Source organism: Nocardia sp. NPDC058176 (assembly GCF_042883805.1).
GTDB lineage: Bacteria > Actinomycetota > Actinomycetes > Mycobacteriales > Mycobacteriaceae > Nocardia.
The window spans coordinates 254,258-271,126 of record NZ_JBHVVA010000003.1 but is presented as its reverse complement, the minus strand read 5'-3'; the positions used below and the strand labels follow the sequence as shown (position 1 = coordinate 271,126).

Annotated in this window: 18 protein-coding genes and 1 other RNA gene; 10 read left to right on the top strand and 9 right to left on the bottom strand. The window is 68.7% G+C overall.

The window, feature by feature from the left end:
* Positions 1-28 precede the first annotated feature (28 nt).
* Positions 29-382 (top strand): hypothetical protein, encoded by a 354-nt coding sequence (locus ACFVVM_RS19325; RefSeq protein WP_387619858.1) that lies wholly within the window; start codon positions 29-31, stop codon positions 380-382.
* Positions 383-433: 51 nt separating this feature from the next.
* Here the strand turns inward: ACFVVM_RS19325 and ACFVVM_RS19320 are convergent, their stop codons facing one another.
* The gene (locus ACFVVM_RS19320) at positions 434-1,081 is read right to left on the bottom strand and encodes a hypothetical protein (protein WP_387619856.1); all 648 of its coding nucleotides are present in this window, start codon (positions 1,079-1,081) and stop codon (positions 434-436) included.
* Between the two features lie 587 nt (positions 1,082-1,668).
* On the opposite strand from ACFVVM_RS19320, the gene ACFVVM_RS19315 reads away from it, so the two are divergent.
* Both ACFVVM_RS19315 and ACFVVM_RS19310 read left to right on the top strand, forming a co-directional pair.
* Positions 1,669-2,583 (top strand): hypothetical protein, encoded by a 915-nt coding sequence (locus ACFVVM_RS19315; RefSeq protein WP_387619854.1) that lies wholly within the window; start codon positions 1,669-1,671, stop codon positions 2,581-2,583.
* A gap of 24 nt (positions 2,584-2,607) precedes the next feature.
* Entirely contained in the window at positions 2,608-2,982 is a 375-nt protein-coding gene (locus tag ACFVVM_RS19310; protein WP_387620883.1) for a tyrosine-type recombinase/integrase, read from the top strand.
* 15 nt (positions 2,983-2,997) lie between these two features.
* Here the strand turns inward: ACFVVM_RS19310 and ssrA are convergent.
* Positions 2,998-3,369, bottom strand: a transfer-messenger RNA (tmRNA) gene (ssrA, locus tag ACFVVM_RS19305).
* 225 nt (positions 3,370-3,594) lie between these two features.
* Between ssrA and ACFVVM_RS19300 the strand changes: the two genes are divergently transcribed.
* Positions 3,595-4,893: an ABC transporter substrate-binding protein gene (locus ACFVVM_RS19300; protein ID WP_387619851.1), complete on the top strand. Its 1,299-nt coding sequence runs from the start codon at positions 3,595-3,597 to the stop codon at positions 4,891-4,893.
* Between the two features lie 2 nt (positions 4,894-4,895).
* Here ACFVVM_RS19300 and ACFVVM_RS19295 read toward each other — a convergent pair whose 3' ends face one another.
* From ACFVVM_RS19295 to hisN, 5 genes are all read right to left on the bottom strand, one after another.
* On the bottom strand, positions 4,896-5,759 hold the full coding sequence (locus tag ACFVVM_RS19295) for an EamA family transporter (protein WP_387619848.1): 864 nt from the start codon (positions 5,757-5,759) through the stop codon (positions 4,896-4,898).
* The gene (gene smpB, locus ACFVVM_RS19290; RefSeq protein WP_071929601.1) at positions 5,756-6,229 is read right to left on the bottom strand and encodes an SsrA-binding protein SmpB; all 474 of its coding nucleotides are present in this window, start codon (positions 6,227-6,229) and stop codon (positions 5,756-5,758) included. Before smpB ends, ACFVVM_RS19295 begins: the two co-directional genes overlap by 4 nt.
* 48 nt (positions 6,230-6,277) lie before the next feature.
* Positions 6,278-6,511: a hypothetical protein gene (locus ACFVVM_RS19285; RefSeq protein ID WP_387619844.1), complete on the bottom strand. Its 234-nt coding sequence runs from the start codon at positions 6,509-6,511 to the stop codon at positions 6,278-6,280.
* Positions 6,512-6,547: 36 nt separating this feature from the next.
* Positions 6,548-8,551: a DNA helicase RecQ gene (recQ, locus tag ACFVVM_RS19280; protein WP_387619842.1), complete on the bottom strand. Its 2,004-nt coding sequence runs from the start codon at positions 8,549-8,551 to the stop codon at positions 6,548-6,550.
* 128 nt (positions 8,552-8,679) lie between these two features.
* Entirely contained in the window at positions 8,680-9,465 is a 786-nt protein-coding gene (hisN, locus tag ACFVVM_RS19275; protein ID WP_387619839.1) for a histidinol-phosphatase, read from the bottom strand.
* 112 nt (positions 9,466-9,577) lie between these two features.
* Here hisN and ACFVVM_RS19270 point away from each other — a divergent pair, with 112 nt between their 5' ends.
* A complete protein-coding gene (locus ACFVVM_RS19270) occupies positions 9,578-10,849 on the top strand; it encodes a hypothetical protein (protein ID WP_387619836.1) in 1,272 nt (423 codons plus the stop codon).
* A 28-nt stretch (positions 10,850-10,877) separates the two neighbouring features.
* Here the strand turns inward: ACFVVM_RS19270 and ACFVVM_RS19265 are convergent, their stop codons facing one another.
* Positions 10,878-11,471 carry an NADPH-dependent FMN reductase gene (locus ACFVVM_RS19265; protein WP_387619834.1) on the bottom strand — a complete coding sequence of 198 codons (594 nt, stop codon included), beginning with the start codon at positions 11,469-11,471 and terminating at the stop codon, positions 10,878-10,880.
* 135 nt (positions 11,472-11,606) lie between these two features.
* On the opposite strand from ACFVVM_RS19265, the gene ACFVVM_RS19260 reads away from it, so the two are divergent.
* The 5 genes from ACFVVM_RS19260 (at position 11,607) to ftsX (ending at position 16,427) form a co-directional block, all read left to right on the top strand.
* Positions 11,607-12,461, top strand: a complete 855-nt coding sequence (locus ACFVVM_RS19260) for a helix-turn-helix transcriptional regulator (RefSeq protein ID WP_387619831.1) — start codon at positions 11,607-11,609, stop codon at positions 12,459-12,461.
* Positions 12,462-12,515: 54 nt separating this feature from the next.
* Positions 12,516-13,634 (top strand): peptide chain release factor 2, encoded by a 1,119-nt coding sequence (gene prfB, locus ACFVVM_RS19255; RefSeq protein WP_387619828.1) that lies wholly within the window; start codon positions 12,516-12,518, stop codon positions 13,632-13,634.
* 148 nt (positions 13,635-13,782) lie between these two features.
* Positions 13,783-14,628 carry a mechanosensitive ion channel family protein gene (locus ACFVVM_RS19250; RefSeq protein WP_387620880.1) on the top strand — a complete coding sequence of 282 codons (846 nt, stop codon included), beginning with the start codon at positions 13,783-13,785 and terminating at the stop codon, positions 14,626-14,628.
* Positions 14,629-14,835: 207 nt separating this feature from the next.
* Positions 14,836-15,525 carry a cell division ATP-binding protein FtsE gene (gene ftsE / locus ACFVVM_RS19245; RefSeq protein ID WP_387619826.1) on the top strand — a complete coding sequence of 230 codons (690 nt, stop codon included), beginning with the start codon at positions 14,836-14,838 and terminating at the stop codon, positions 15,523-15,525.
* Positions 15,525-16,427 (top strand): permease-like cell division protein FtsX, encoded by a 903-nt coding sequence (ftsX, locus tag ACFVVM_RS19240; protein WP_387619824.1) that lies wholly within the window; start codon positions 15,525-15,527, stop codon positions 16,425-16,427. Before ftsE ends, ftsX begins: the two co-directional genes overlap by 1 nt.
* 37 nt (positions 16,428-16,464) lie before the next feature.
* Here ftsX and ACFVVM_RS19235 read toward each other — a convergent pair whose 3' ends face one another.
* The gene (locus tag ACFVVM_RS19235) at positions 16,465-16,857 is read right to left on the bottom strand and encodes a MerR family transcriptional regulator (RefSeq protein WP_387619822.1); all 393 of its coding nucleotides are present in this window, start codon (positions 16,855-16,857) and stop codon (positions 16,465-16,467) included.
* Between the last annotated feature and the right edge of the window lie 12 nt (positions 16,858-16,869).

The following is a 16,869-nucleotide window of genomic DNA, read 5'->3' as shown; positions in this document are numbered from 1 at the left end:
TGTCGGTGGTGGCGTGCATGATCTGGCCATGAGTTTCGATCTGGTGGTGTGGGAGGGCGAGCGCCCGGGTACCGATGTCGATGCGATGGCGGTGGTGACGAGTCTGAGCGAGTATCTGGAAGGACGGCTCGTCCGGGATGTGCGAGCGGATCCGCCGACTCCGCCGATCGCGGAATTCGTGGCGGCGCTGCTGCGGCGGTGGCCGGACAGTGATGCGAGCAGTCCTTGGGCGACGAGCGGAACCGGCGATGCGGATGGTTCGTCGCTCCAGATCAATATCCGATGGGGCCCGCATGACGAGGTGGCGGCCTTTGTCGCGGGACTCGCGAAGGTCCACGGGCTCGTGTGCTTCGACCCTCAGGTGGGGCGGTTGCGCCCGTAGGCCTCGCACGGAAAAGCCCCTCGCCGGGATTCTGGTGAGGGGCCTTTCGAGTCATCGGGGCGGTTCGCCGGGCCACGGGGAAGGGGTGTCGGGGAAGGCGGTGCGGAGGGTGCTGTCGGCGTTGCCGCGGAGGGTGATCCACGACGAGTCGGCGAAGGCCAGGGAGAAGCCGATGGTGCCGTTGCGGCGGGAGGCGATGACGTGTGAGCGGTGGGCCCACCAGGCGATGAGCGCGGGGCCGAACTTTCGGCCGACGCCGCTGCGGATGCGCAGGAGGATCAGGCGGTTGTTCGTCAGGGCGAGGATGTGCTCGCAGCCGTTCGTCACCGGCTCGAATTGGATGCGGAGTTGGCCCGCCATGCTGTCGAACCCACCGTGGAGCGCGGTCGATTGCCGGGGGTCGCCGATCCATTCGCCCGAGGCGACGGCCGCGACCCCGATGGCCGCTCCGGCGAGCTTGCGCGTCGTCGACCGGCCCCCGAAGCCGTCTTCGACCTTTCGCCCCCGCGGCACCTTCGGCCAGTCGAGGTGTGGCGTGAACCGGTCGAACGCCACCCCCTGCTCGCCGGGCTCGACGACGGTGGCGAGGAAGGCGGTGATGTCCTCGTCGTTCAGCGCGAGCGACCCGCCCCGCTGCCTCGCCTCCTCGGCGACAGCCTTGGCCGCCTTCCCCGCGAAACTCCGAAAATCATTGACCACCGGGCGATCTCCCCTCCAGAGAACTGCCGGAAGGCCACGACGCCCTCCGGTACGCCGGACGCACACGACGCCGACGTGGAACCTTGCCACACTTCCAAACCAGACCGTCCCCGGCAAGACATCCGGCCGATTCCGATCAGCCGCCCGGCCGGGCACCGCTGCGACGACGGGCTCGCGCAACCCGATACGGGCCTGTTCACTGCATAAAAATCCCTCACCCAGTTCATGTGGGAGGCCTCGAGTGGAGCTGCCGGGAATCGGACCCAGATTGGGATCCTGGCAGCGACCACGATTCTGGATTGAACCTGCGGTACTACATCCCTGTGGATTACATAGAACCGCAGGCTTTCCTGCGGACTGTGCCCCAAATATGCCCGCTCACACGGGTGGCCGCTGGAGCAGCTGCGCTGACGCGCAACGCAACCAGCACCCCGCCGATCCCTTTCCAGCGGAGCGCTCCTGTATCAACTGCCGCACCATGAGCGATCATCCTGCGACACAACACCATCGCAAGGGGATGCACCGTGACACCTCAGCCGCCGACTGCCAAGCCTGTGGGCCGCAGCCAGCGAGGCCTACTGATCGCGGTGATCGTTCTGGCCGTAGTCGCACTGGTAGGCGCAGGCACGCTCGTAGCCATGCTCCGCTCGACGCCACCAGCAACCGACACTCAGACGGCCGGGCCCGCGAGCGGCGGCATCGGGACACCGTTTCAGTTCCGCCGCGCCGACACCGGCGAGGTCATCGGCACCATCACGATCCGGGACACGATCCTCGTACCGACCGAGTGTGTGATCGATCCCGTCTCGGGCACAGAGGGTTTGGCGATCCAGGTCGAGATCGACAACATTGGCACCGTAGGGCTGGGTAGCCCGGACATGTACACAGCGACCACCGTGCACTCCGCAGGGGTGACCCAGTCGACCGAGAACGGGACGCTCACCGGCGCGTGCGCGGAGCGCTGGCCGGGCGGTACGCCTGCGAACGTCGGCCTGAGGACCATGCAGTGGATCCTGCTGCAGGTGCGGGCGAACCCTGTTGCCCTGCAGTACACGCCGATCGTGGCCGACGAGGGTGCAACGCTGGAGAACCTCGAGCTGGTGACGACAGTGCCGGGGTCGGTGAAGATCCCACTGCCCGCGACAGTGCCGACTGTAAACCAGTCCCCGACATCAATCACCGTTGCAGTAGCGCCATCCACACCCGCGGTTGTCCCGATGACCCAGGCCCCCGCGCAGACAAAAATCGCCTCGTCTCCTGCCGCTGGGATGGCATGCGATCCAGGCGTCGACAACTGGGCGGTCGACGCCAGCGGCGGCCAGCTGAAATGCACATACGCAGGCGCACCGACACCGAAGTGGGTGAACTCCGCACCGCTCATCGGCACGCGACAGCCTGGCTCGCCATGCTCTTATGAAGATGGCATCGCCGAGTCGCCATCTGGTCAGACGCTGATGTGCACTGGCGACCGCGACAGCGCGGTGTGGATACCTGGGCCTTGACAGAACGAAACGCGTCCCGCTGGGCTGGTCGCGCCCACCGATTCCGTCGGCGGCACGACTCCCTGCCCTGAGTCTGCACGGCGACCGCGTCGGCGTCCAACGTCAACTTGCGGACAGTGTTGGAACGCCCGTCGACGTTCCAGCGCGACGGCTCATCAACTGCGGCAGACCGCGGCCTCGATCATGATCGCCAGCGGCGCCTATGCGAAGACGATCCAACCCCACCTCGGCCACAAGTCAGCGACGATGACGCTGGACAACCGCAGCATCTGTTCGACGGCGTGGCCCACAGGATTGGCGCGGGTTTCCGCGATGCCGCTGCAAGGTGTGCCAAAAACGTGCCCACACGGCCCGATCTATGGGTCGCCGGGGGCCGAAAAAGCCCCCCACCTGCTCTAACAGGTGAGGGGCCTCGAGTGGAGCTGCCGGGAATCGAACCCGGGTCCTCCGCCGCGTCTTCAGGGCTTCTCCGTGTGCAGTTCGCTAGGTCTCTGCTTGGACCTCCGGGTCTCGCGAACAAGCTCGGATGACGGTCCCAGTCACTGTTTGATGTTCCATCCGACCCCGCGACCGGGCCGGACAGTAAGTCTCTCTAGCTGATGCCAGGGTCCGGGTCGAGAGACGAACCCGGTCTGACAGAGACGACCTGCTACTTAGGCAGCGAGGGCGTACTCGCGCTGATTGGAATCGGCGCTTAATTGGTTGCAGCGACGCTTACGGTGGTCTCTTGCCTGCACCGACACGCTTCCCCTGAATCAACGTACGCAGTCGAAACCGTTCAGCCCCGTACGTGCCCGCACCGTGCGGGCTAGTCATATTAACACTCGCGGCGGCGCGGATCTTCCCATTATTTCTGCCAGCGGGCGGTGTCGCCGGGGTGACCGGGTAGCGAACCCGTCGGATCGGGCTCGGCGAATCCGGGTCTCCGGGCCGGTCGGGACGAGTACTGTTCTCGTTCGGTCGCACCGGGACAGTGAGCTCCTCTGGGCGGCTGGAGCGAGGAGTTACCTGATGGCATTCACCAGACCGCGTGCGCTGCGCCGCGCCGCGGCCATCTCCGTCGTCGCCGGTCTCGTCCTGGCCGCGGCCTGCTCGTCGGGCGAGCGGGACTACGGGCCCGGGGTGACCAGCGCGCCCTGTCCCGGCTCGGCGAACAAGGATCGGGGCTGTATCTATCTGGGGGTGCTCTCCGACCTCGGTGGTGGGCCGTTCGCGCCGCTCGGTACCTCGATGAACGAGGGTCAGCTGGCGTTCTGGAACCAGGTGAACGAGTCGGGCGGCATCGGCGGCTACGACATCGACATCACCACCTACAGCCGCAACACCTCCTTCGATCCGCGCGTGCACCGCACGGCCTATCACGAGATCGAACCGCACGTGCTCGCGCTGGCGCAGAGCCTCGGCACCGGGCAGTCGATCGCGCTGCTCAATCAGATGGACGCCGATGACATGGTCAGCGTCGCGGCCACCCAGTGGTCGGGCTGGAACTATCGCAGCGCCGACCGCAATCTGGTGCTCAGCGCGGGCTACTCCTACTGCACCGAAGCGGTGATGGGCCTGGACTGGTTCGCCGAGAACCATTACGCGCCACGCAACATCGCCGTGGTCGCCTATCGCGGCAACTGGGGCGGCGACTACGCGAGTGGCGCGCTGAAGTGGGCGCTGGCCAACGGGGCGACGATCGCCGACCGTATCGACACCGGCCCCAACGGCGAGGTCGGCAATCAGGACGGTCCGGTCGAGGAGATCCTGGCCGCGGCGCCGGATCTGGTCATGCTGGCCACCGGCCCCGCCGAAACCGCGGAGATCGTCGGCAAGCTGGTGCGCTCGGGCTTCACCGGCCGGTTCCTCGGCTCGCTGCCCACCTGGAACGCGGCATTGCTGCAGACGCCCGCCGCGTCCGCGCTGACCGCGCTCTACAACTACACGACGCCGGTCGACAGCTGGGCCGGCGACAGTGTCGGCGCGCAGCACGCCCGCGCCGCGGTGGACGGCGAACCGGCCAACTTCGGCTACTCGCTGGGCTGGGCCATCTCCTACCCGCTCAAGGCACTGCTGATCGCGGCCGCCGAGGACAAGGCACTCACCCGGCCCGGCCTGCGTCGCACCGTCATGAACCTGAAGCCGGACGGCGAGGGCATGGTGGTGGTCCATCCCACCGGCGCCGAGCGACCCGATCTGAGCGCGGAGTGGTCGGTGGTGTTCGAGCCGGACAGCCAGGCGCCGATGGGGGCGCGGGCGATCAGCACCGGCTATCAGGGCACGACGCTGGCGCGCTTGGGCATCCACGAACCCTGCACTCGGCTCTGACCTCAGTTCGCGGCGATCATGGCGACCGCGGCGAGGGCGAGCACCATGCCCACCTTCTGCATCCCGCCGATCCGCTCACCGAGCAGCACCATCGCCAGCAGCACCGTCGCGGCCGGATACAGCGAGCCGATCACGCTGACAATCGACAGCAGACCGCCGTGAAAGGCGTACAGCAGGGCGGCGTTGGCGATCACGTCGAGCACGCCGATGGCCAGCGCCAGCCGCAGCGGTTCGCCGTGCAGGCCGCGGAACTGGCCGGCCGCCAGCGCGGAGGTCCACACGACCGCGGTGGCCGCGGCGCGCTGGCCGAGCAGTGGCCACAGCCCGGCGCTCGGGCTGGTCGCGTGCAGGAAGTAGAAGGCGAAGCCGAAGGCCGCGCCCGAGCCGACGGTGAGCAGCGCGACCCGGCGGGTGAACCGCAGTTCGCGGCCGCCGATGATCTCCTCGGTGGTCTTGTCGGGCGCCTCGCGGCTGACCAGCACCACCGCGATCAGGGCCAGCGCGATCCCCGCGACGGCCAGCGGGCCCGGCCGTTCACCGAGGAACAACCCGGCGATGACCGGAATACCGGCGACCAGCACCGCGGTGACCGGGGAGACCACCGACATCGGCCCGTCGGCGAGCGCGGCATAGAACCACCACACGGCCAGGCCACTGGCGACTCCGGCGGCCAGGCCCCACATCATCGAGGCGGTATCGGCGTGCCCGCCGACCAGCGGCGCGATGAGCAGGACCAGCAGCACCGAGAACGGGTACGACACCACGACCACGCGCAGGGCGGTGACCCGGCGCGCGGCCACCCCGCCGAAGAAATCGCTGACTCCGTAGCCCGCCGCCGCGATCAGGGCGAGGGCGACGGAGATCACCGCATGCCTTTGACCCGCCGACCGATCTCGCGGGTGACCTCACGCTCGGCCTGGCGGCGAGCCAGATCCTGGCGCTTGTCGTAGTCCTGCTTGCCCTTGGCGAGCGCGAGCTCGACCTTCACCTTGCCGTCGGAGAAGTACATCGACAGCGGGACCAGCGTCTGGTTGCCCTCGCGCGACTTGCCGACCAGGTGCTCGATCTCGCGCTTGTGCAGCAGCAGCTTGCGGGTGCGCCGCGGCGAGTGGTTGGTCCAGGTGCCGTGACTGAACTCCGGAATGTGCAGGCCGCGCAGCCAGACCTCGCCGTGGTCGACGGTCGCGAAGGCGTCCACCAGCGAGGCCTTGCCCTCACGCAGGCTCTTCACCTCGGTACCGACCAGCGCGATCCCCGCCTCATAGGTGTCGAGGATCGTGTAGTTGTGCCGCGCGCGGCGGTTGGTCGCGATGACCTTCCTGCCCTTTTCCTTCATAACGGTCAACTCTAAGTGACGACGCCACCGGTTTATTCCGTGGTCTGATCAGCCGCCGGGACGCAGCGCCAGGTAGAGCGCCAGCGCGGCAATGAACAGCAGGATCAGACCGACCGTGGTCCAGCGGGGGCGGCCGCGGTGGACGACATGGTGGCGGGTGCCGAGCAGGGCGGGCGCGACGACCGGGTCGACGTGCTTGCGGGGCCGTACCGGGGCGTCCGCACCGCCCGCGCCACCGCCGCCGTCGGCCGTATCTCCTTCGGAGTCATCGCCGTTCGCCATGAATCGACAGTAACTCGCGGTCGCCGCGATGTGGGGCTATTCCTCGGCCAGCGTGGTCAGCACCCCTTCCCCGTAGCGGGCCAGCTTGTTCTCGCCGACGCCCGCGACGGTGCCGAGCGCGGTGAGATCGGCCGGCTTGCGCGCGGCGATCTCGCGCAGGGTGGCGTCGTGGAACACCACGTAGGCGGGCACGCCCTGTTCCTTGGCGGTGGCCGCGCGCCAGGCGCGCAGGCGTTCGAACAGGGGCACGTCGGCGGCGGGCAGGTCGACGGCGGCCTTCGCGGACTTGGGGGTGCGCGCGGGGCGAGCGGCCCGTTCGGGCTCGCGGCGCATCGGCACCTTCTTGCCCTCGAACAGCACCTCGTTGCTGGCGTCGGTCAGCGCGAGCACGCCGTACTCGCCCTGCACGGCGAGCAGCCCGCCGGCCAGCAGCTGACGCACCACCCCGCGCCATTCCGTATCGCGCAGGTCGGTGCCGATGCCGAACACCGACAGTTCGTTGTGCCGGTGCTGGGTGACCTTGGGGTTGGTCTTGCCGAGCAGGATGTCGACGAGATGGCCCGCGCCGAAGGCCTGTCCCCGTTCACGTTTGAGCCGCAGCACCGTGGAGAGCAGCTTCTGCGCGGGCACGGTGCCGTCCCAGGTCTGCGGCGGGTTCAGGCAGACATCGCAGTTGCCGCAGGCGGCGCCGGGCTGGCCGAAGTAGTTCAGCAGCTGCACGCGGCGACAGCCCACCGTCTCGCACAGGGCGAGCATGGCGTCCAGGTGCAGTTGCAGCTGTCTGCGGTGGGCGGCATCACCCTCGCTGGAGTCGATCATCTTGCGCTGCTGCACGACATCGTTGAGGCCGTAGACCATCCACGCCGTCGACGGCAGTCCGTCGCGCCCGGCACGGCCGGTCTCCTGGTAGTAGCCCTCGACCGACTTGGGCAGGTCGAGGTGGGCGACGAAGCGCACGTCCGGCTTGTCGATGCCCATGCCGAAGGCGATGGTGGCGACCACGACCAGACCGTCCTCGCGCAGGAACCTGGCCTGGTTCTCGGCGCGGATGCGGTTGTCCAGGCCCGCGTGATAGGGCACCGCGCGCACCCCGTTCTCGTTGAGCAGGGCCGCGGTCTTCTCCACCGAGTTGCGCGAGAGGCAGTAGACGATGCCCGCGTCGCCGGGGTGCTCGGCGCGGATGAACTCGAGCAGCTGGCGGTCGGCGCGGTTCTTGGACTCGATCCGGTACTGGATGTTGGGCCGGTCGAAGCTGGAGACGAACTGCTTCGCCTCACCCAGATCGAGGCGTTCGACGATCTCGGCGCGGGTCTTCTCGGTGGCAGTGGCGGTGAGCGCGACGCGCGGGACATCGGGCCAGCGCTCGTGCAGCAGCGACAGCGCCAGATAGTCGGGCCGGAAGTCGTGGCCCCACTGCGAGACGCAGTGCGCCTCGTCGATGGCGAACAGCGCCACCGTGCCGCGTTCGAGCAGGCGCAACGTCGACTCCATGCGCAGCCGTTCCGGCGCGAGATACAGCAGGTCGAGTTCACCGGCGACGAACTGCGCTTCCACGGTGCGCCGCTGGTCCGGCGACTGGGTGGAGTTGAGGAAGCCCGCGCGCACACCGAGGGCACTGAGCGCGTCGACCTGGTCCTGCATGAGCGCGATCAGCGGCGAGACGACGACGCCGACGCCGGGGCGCACGAGCGAAGGCACCTGGTAGCACAGGGATTTGCCGCCGCCGGTCGGCATCAGGACCAGGGCGTCACCGCCACCGACGACCTGGTCGACAATGGCGGCCTGGTCGCCGCGGAAGCTGTCGTAGCCGAAGACGCGGCGCAGCACGTCCTCGGCGGTCTCGCCGGGGGCAGCGGCGGCCGGACGGGCCGGGGCTCCCCCGGTGCCGGACCGGGTCGGGTCGGCCGGGGCGAGGTCGTCGAAGTGGAAGCCGCCGGTGTCGTCGAAGTCGTGCTCGGAGACGTAACCGCCCTCGTGGGGGTAGGCGTCGTCGGGCGGGAAGTCGTCGACATCGGGGGCTGTGGCGCCGGAATTGCTCACGGGGCCATCCTACGAGTGGCCCCGTGCGCGTGAGCTGCTGAGCGAGGCAGACCTCGACGTCGTCACGAAGTTGTCCACATGTGGACAACTCGCGGCTCCGGCGGGCGCCGACCGGCCACGCGCACGTCTCAGCTGCGCAGACGTCCCAGCACGTCGTCGTGGAGCAGTCCGTTGGTCGCCACGGCGTCGCCGCCGTGCGGCCCGGGGCGCCCGTCCAGGGCGGTGAACGTGCCGCCGGCCTCGCGGACCAGGATGTCGAGGGCGGCCAGGTCCCACAGCGACACCTCGGGCTCGGCCGCGATGTCGACCGCGCCCTCGGCGACCAGGCAGTAGTTGAAGAAGTCGCCGAAGCCGCGCACCCGCCACACCTCGTCGGTGAGGTCGATGAACTTCTCCCGCAGGCCACGCTCGTGCCAGCCCGACAGGCTGGAGAACGCCAGGCTGGCCGAATCCAGCTCCCCCACCGCCGACACCGAGATCGGCTTCGGCGCCCCGGGGTGCACCTGCGCCCACGCCCCGGACCCCGCAGCGGCCCACCAGCGACGGCCCAGTGCGGGCGCGCTCACCACGCCGACCACCGGAACGCCGTTGTCCAGCAACGCGATCAGACTCGCCCACACCGGAACCCCGCGCACGAAGTTCTTGGTGCCGTCGATCGGATCGACCACCCACTGCCTGCCGGTGAACTCGGCATCGCCGCCGAACTCCTCGCCGAGCACCGCATCGTCGGGGCGTTCGGCGCCGAGCACCCGCCGGATCACCTGCTCCACCGCGAGATCGGCGTCCGAGACCGGAGTCAGGTCCGGCTTCGAGTCGACCTTCAGATCGACGGCACCGAAACGCGCCCGCGAGATCGCGTCGGCTTCGTCGGCCAGTCGCAGGGCAAGGTCCAGGTCAGCGGAGTAAAAAGCCACGCGCCGAACTCTAGCGCCCACCGCGGTCCCGACCTCGACGGCACCGCCGCGAGCGAGGCACCCGCCGACCATCGTTTGCCACCAACGGGATCGTCACCCAGGATCGTGTTCGATGACAACAGAATTGGACGATGCCCGGCGACTGCTCGCCGAGGGTGACCTCGCCGGATCGGTGCAGGCCGTGCGATCCATCGCGGAGCGCGTACCGCTGCAGGATCTCGCGACGATGCTGGCCGAACTCGCCACCGCGGCCGGGTTCGCGGATCTGACGAGTGCCGCCCACGCGGTGCTCGACGCCCCGGCCGACCCGCGGGCGTTGACCGTCCTGGGATACGAATGCATCGAGTACGGGATCTCCTTCGCCGCGATTCCGGTGCTCGGCCAGGCCCTGCGCCTGGAGCCCACCCTGCACCAGGCGCTCGCCGAGCTGGTCACCGCGCTCGAAGACGAGTTCCGCCATGCCGAAGCGGTCGAAGTCCTGCTCGCGCACGAAGCGATCCTGCGGCCGTGGCCGGAACGCTATCTGCTGGCCTACAACGCGATCCTGTCCGCGGACCTGCCGCGGGCACGCGCGGAGTTCGCGGCGCTGCCCGATCCCGGGGACGAGTGGACCTTCGCCCGGGACCGGGTCGGGCGGATGCTCGCCCGCGCCGATCGGGTCGAGGCTGTGAGCGCGCTGGATCATCGGGATCTGCGCGGCTGGCAGTTCCTCTCGACCGGCGGCTACCTCGGCACCCTGTCGCCGTACGGGTTCGATGCCGGAATGACGGGCCGCTGGGCCTACGTCGGTGACACGCCCGCGCAGTGCCGCCACGGCCTCGATCGACTGGCCCTGACGCTGTCCGCTGCGGGTCGGCGGCCACGCTCGGTGTCGCTGCTGCCGGATCGGGCCGATCGCATCCTGGGCCTGGCGGCCGCGCGCGTGCTCGACCTGCCCACTCGGGAGTTCGAACCGGGCGCCACCGACACTGTGGTCGTCGCCTACGACCTGCGCACTCTCGCCGACAACTTGCCCAAGAGCCTGTACGAGCGGGCGCCCGGCCAGATCCTCTACGAACACGCGACCTGCTGGACCCGGCCGCCCGCAGTGGCCGCCGATGTCAGCGGGCTGCTGCACCAGACCATTGTCGAGCCGTGGGCCGCCACCCAACGATTCGGCGGCGAGGGTCTCGAGCAGGTGCCCGCCGACCCGCGCTCGGTCACCGAGATCGCCGAGGACATCGTCGCGGCCGACGGCACCCCCGATCCCGGCGACGGTGCGACCCCACCGGACCCCGACACGACCTTCGCGGCCTTCGTCGCCGAGACCTGCGACACCTGGCTGACCGGTCCCCGGACACCGACTCGTTCCCCGGGCCCGGTGCGGAGTTCGTACTTCACCTGACCGGCGCCGGGTTCATCCGTGGGGTGGCTCAGGCGGCAACGGCCGCCGAGCGGGCCGCTGACAGCGCGCTCGCCCACCAGTGCACCCGGTCGAGCATGGTGGCGGCCGCCTCCGCGGGCTCTTCGGGGTCGCGCAGCTGCCCGTTCTCGTCGAAGAGCAGGTAGTAGCGGGGGAAGGACACGTACTCGCGCACGGTGTGGGCGTCGAGTTCGTTGAACACCTGGCGCAGTCCTTCGATGGCGAGCAGCCCGCCGGACATGCCGCTGTAGCCGACGAAACCGATCGCCTTCTCCTTCCACTCGGTGAAGTGCCAGTCGATGGCGGCCTTGATCGAGGACGGGTAGCTGCGGTTGTACTCGGGCACGACGAGCACGATCGCGTCGGCCTCGCCGATCACCCGGGTGAATTCGGTCATCCCGGTGGGTCGCACCGGATGCGGTTCGAACAGTGGTGAGACGGCGGGTAGTTCGTGCGGCAGGTCGACCTCGGCCAGGTCGATGGTGGTCACGTCGAATCCGCCGTGGATGTCGGCCTGGTCGGTGAACCACTCGCTGACCACCGGACCGAACCGGCCGTCGCGGACGCTGGTGGTGATGACGGCGAGTTTCAGGCGCTCGGTCATGGGGACTCCTTCGAAGCTTCGAATCGGCTGTTCGACACCCAGATTCGTCGAGCGGTGCACCCACGGGGAGGCCGCCGTGAGAGTGGTAGTGACAGGGACACCCTCGGCGTCGATCCCGCCGGTAGCGTGGAATTCGTGAGCGACAACGAGTTGGGCCTGTTCCTGCGCTCCCGGCGCGAGGCCGTCACCCCCGCCCAGGTCGGGCTGCCGACCGGCGCCCGCAGGCGCACCCCTGGTCTGCGCCGGTCGGAGCTGGCCACGCTGGCCGGCGTCAGCGTCGAGTACCTCACCCGCCTCGAACAAGGCCGCGATCGCAGGCCCTCGCCGCCGGTGCTGTCCGCGCTGGCCGAGGCCCTGCGGCTGGCTCCGAGTGAACGCGTCCACCTGCACCGGTTGACCAAGTCCGCCGACAGCGGATTCAGCTGCATGGGCGGCGCGCAACCCAACCGCACCGTGCGCCCGACTGTGCGGGCCATGCTCGATCGGTTCGAGCCCGGCGCCGCACTGGTGGTCAACAACATCCGCGAGGTGCTGGCCTACACCGACGGCTACCACCGGCTGATGGCGGATTCGGGTCTCTTCGACGCGGCGGAGCCCGATCTGGCCACCTATCTGCTCACCGATCCGCGGGCGCGCACCGTGTTCCCCGACTGGTCCCATGTCGCCGATGAGCTGGTCGCGGCGTTCAAGCAGGGGCCCTTCCGCGCCGATCCATACATTGCCCAGCGCGCCGACGAGCTGACCGTGGTGGCCGGGTCCGAATTCACCGAGCGGGTCGAGCGGGTGCCGAGCCTGCCCGCCGCGACCGGCGTCATCCGGCTGGCCCATCCCAGTGCCGGTCCGCTGCGGCTGGCGTTCGAAACACTCGACCTGCCCGCCGACGACGACCAGCAGCTCATCGTCTACCTGCCCGCCGACGACGCCACCGCGGCCGCGCTCGACGGCCTGGCGGGCCGTCGTCCCGGCGGACTCCGGTCGATCACCGGCTGAGTTCGCGTCGCGCGGTTTCACCGCCGCCGAGCACGACCGGTAACCTAGGACATCGTGCATCCTGACGTTATCGCCGACCTCGCCGAACTCGACACCACGCTCAAGACGGTCGAGTCGGTCCTCGATGTCGAGGAGCTACGCCGACGCATCGACGAGCTCGAGCACCAGGCCGCCGACCCCGAACTCTGGAACAACCAGGACCACGCCCAGCAGGTGACCAGCGAGCTCTCGCACGCGCAGAGCGAACTGCGCCGGGTGGAGGAACTGCGTCAGCGGCTCGAGGACCTGCCGGTGCTCTACGAACTGGCCGAGGCCGAGGAGGGCGCCGCCGAGGCGGAGGCCACCGCCGACGCCGACGCCGAGCGGGCCGCACTGCGCGAGGACATCGAGGCGATGGAAGTGCGCACGCTGCTCTCGGGCGAGTACGACAAGCGCGACGCGCTGGTCAACATCCGTTCCGGCGCGGGCGGCGTCGACGCGGCCGACTGGGCGATGATGCTGATGCGCATGTACATCCGCTGGGCCGAGCGGCACAAGTACTCCGTGGAGGTCTACGACACCTCCTACGCCGAAGAGGCGGGTATCAAGAGCGCCACCTTCGCGGTGAAGTCGCCCTACGCCTACGGCACCCTCTCGGTCGAGATGGGCACCCACCGTCTGGTGCGGATCAGCCCGTTCGACAACCAGGGCCGCCGCCAGACCTCCTTCGCCGAGGTCGAGGTGCTGCCGGTGGTGGAGACCACCGACCACATCGAGATCCCCGACGGCGACATCCGCGTCGACGTGTACCGCTCCTCGGGCCCCGGCGGCCAGTCGGTCAACACCACCGACTCGGCGGTGCGCCTGACCCACATCCCCACCGGCATCGTGGTGACCTGTCAGAACGAGAAGTCGCAGCTGCAGAACAAGATCTCGGCCATGCGCGTGCTGCAGGCCAAGCTGCTCGAGCGCAAGCGCCAGGAGGAGCGCGCCCAGATGGACGCGCTCAAGACCAACGAGGGCGCGTCCTGGGGCAACCAGATGCGTTCCTACGTGCTGCACCCGTACCAGATGGTCAAGGACCTGCGCACCAACTATGAGGTCAACAACCCCTCGGCGGTGCTCGACGGTGACATCGACGGCTTCATCGAATCCGGAATCCGTTGGCGCATGCGGGATCAGGCCGACGCGTAGCCATCTGTTCGCTCGCCGGGACCGTCCCGGTCACGGTTGACCTGGCACCGTGACCGCGCTGTAACCTTTCTGGTGTGTGTTCGAACGAACCGGAACTGTGCCAGCGCCAGCCCCGATCACCCGGGGGCGGGCCGGCGTGGTGACCGACATCCTCGCGGTCGACCCTGGCTCGGGCATCACCACCTGGCTGCGTTCGAGTGGGCTCGAGATCGTGTTGCTGATCATCGGCGCGATGCTGTTCGGGCGCCTAGCGGCGTTCATTCGCGACCGGGTGACCAGCAAGATCGACGCGGGCTTCCACTCCAGCGACGCCCTGGTCCGCACCGAGGCCGCCAAGCATCGGCACGCACTGGCCCAGGTGGTCACCTGGGTGGTGTTGACCATCGTCTATGTACTGGTCGGCATGGAGGTGCTGCAACGGCTCGGCTTCGCGGTGACGGGTCTGGTCGCGCCCGCGGCGGTGCTCGGCGCGGCGCTCGGCTTCGGCGCCCAGCGCATCGTGCAGGACATCCTCGCGGGGTTCTTCCTGATCACCGAGCGCCAGTACGGCTTCGGTGACGTGGTGCAGATCTCGGTCACCGGCGGCAGCGAGGCCGAGGGCACCGTCGAGGACGTGACCCTGCGCATCACCACCGTGCGCAACTCCGACGGCGAGGTGATCACGGTCCCGAACGGCCAGATCGTGAAGGTCACCAACCTGTCCAAGGACTGGGCACGCGCCGCGATCGACGTGCCGATCTCGGCCCAGGCCGACATCACCAAGATCAACGAGATCCTGCACGAGGTCTGCACCAAGGCCTACCAGGACCCCCGTCTCGAACCGCTGCTGCTCGACGAGCCCTCGGTGATGGGTGTGGAGGATCTGTCCCTCGACGAGATGAACATCCGGATGGTTGCCCGCACATTGCCGGGCAAGCAATTCGAGGTGGGCCGCGAGCTGCGCGTCCGGGTGGCCGCGGCCCTGCGGAAGGAAGGAATCAGTGAAACCACGTAAGTCCACAGCGATCCTGATGGCTGCCTGGGTATCCACGTTCGTCGTCTACGTGTTCGTCAAGCCCGCGGACCCGACGGCCACCGGCCCATCGACGCTGCTCAATGCCGTGCCCACCTGGGTCGATTCCGAACCGTAGGTCCGCTGTGCGCCTCGCCGGTGTGCTCGGGGCCCGCTGAGCGGCCTGGTCGCTGGCTAGACTGGCTCCCCGTGATCACCATGCGCAACGTCACCAAGTCGTACAAGACGTCGACGAGGCCGGCGCTGGACAACGTTTCCGTCGAGGTGGACAAGGGCGAGTTCGTCTTCATCATCGGGCCGTCCGGCTCGGGTAAGTCGACGTTCATGCGACTGCTGCTCAAGGAGGAGGCGCCCAGTTCCGGCGAGATCCGGGTGGCCGATTTCCGGGTCGACCGGTTGCCGGGGCGCAAGGTGCCGAAGTTGCGCCAGCGGATCGGCTGCGTGTTCCAGGACTTCCGGTTGCTGCAGCAGAAGACCGTGGAGCAGAACGTGGCGTTCGCGCTGGAGGTGATCGGCAAGCGGCGCCAGTTCATCGAGCGGACCGTGCCCGAGGTGCTCGACATGGTCGGGCTCGGTGGCAAGGGCAATCGATTGCCCTCGGAGCTGTCCGGTGGTGAGCAGCAGCGGGTGGCGATCGCGCGCGCGTTCGTCAACCGGCCGCTGGTGCTGCTGGCCGACGAGCCGACCGGCAACCTCGATCCCGAGACCAGCGCCGACATCATGGCGCTACTCGAACGGATCAACCGGGTCGGCACCACGGTGCTGATGGCCACCCACGACAACCACATCGTCGACGCGATGCGCAGGCGGGTGGTGGAGCTCGACCACGGCAGACTCGTGCGCGACGAAGCGACCGGTGTCTACGGGGTGGGGCGATAATGCGACTGAGTTTCCTGTTCACCGAGGTCGTCGACGGCCTGCGCCGCAATCTCACGATGACCATCGCGATGATCCTGACCACCGCGGTCTCGCTGATGATGCTCGGCGGCGGCATGCTGTCGGTGCGGATGGCCGACAAGACCGAGAACTTCTTCATCGGCCGCCTCGAGGTGCGCTTCTACCTCGACGACGCCGTCTCCGACACCGATCCCGACTGCGCGGCCGAGCCGTGCGCGGGACTGCTGACCGACCTCAAGCAGACCTCGGGCGTGGAGAGCGTGCAGTTCCTCAACCGCGCCGACGCGCTGGAAGAGGCCAAGGAGCTCTTCGCCGATCAGCCGGAGATGGTGCAGTACATCGCCGATTCGCCGCTGCCCGCCTCGCTGCGGGTGAAGATGACCGACGCCGATCAGTACCAGCACATCTACGACAGCTTCGCCACCCGCGACGGCGTGCGAATAGTGGCCAACGACAAGGAGTTCGTGGATCGGCTGGTGAGCCTGTTCGACGGGTTGCGCAACGCCGCGTTCGGTTTGGCGTTGGTGATGGCACTCGCGGCGATGCTGCTGGTGTTGAACATGGTGCAGATCGCCGCGTTCACCCGCCGCACGGAAGTCGGGATCATGCGCCTGGTCGGCGCGACGCGCTGGTACACCCAGCTACCGTTTCTGCTGGAAGCGGTGGCCGCGGCGTTCGTCGGGTCGGTGCTGGCGGTGCTCGGGCTCGTGATCGCGCGACCGCTGGTGATCGATCGGGCCTTGGGTCCGCTGTTCGACAGCAATGTGTTCCCGCGGATCACCGGTGATGACATCGCGGTGGTGGCGTTGACGATCGCGCCGGTGGGCATCCTGTTCGCCGCGGCCACCGCCTATCTGACGTTGCGGTACTACGTGCGGGAATGACGTCTCGTGGGTGAGACCGGCGCCAACACTTCGCCCCTCAGCGTGCTGCCTGATCGGCGGCGCGGCCGGGGCCCGTCGTCGCATGCGCGAGGCTCGCGCCGAGTTGCTCGGCGAGTTGGGCGCGCTGACGGTCCAGGACGGCGATGCGGCGGTTCAGTTCGGCCGTGCGGTCTGCCATGATGCGCACCGACATCTCGCACGCCTGGACCGGTCCCTCGTGCTCGGCGCACGGGAGCAGCGCGCTGATGTCCTCGGTGTTCAGGCCCGCGTCGAGCAGTTCCCTGATCCGCGCCACCCGCGCCACCGCGGCCTCGGGATAGGAGCGGTACCCGTTGGCATCGCGCTGTGGACGCAGCAGCCCCTGCTCCTCGTAGTAGCGCAGCAGCCGTGACGCGACACCGGTTCGCCGGGCCAGTTCGCCGATCAGCATGTGACCTCCAGC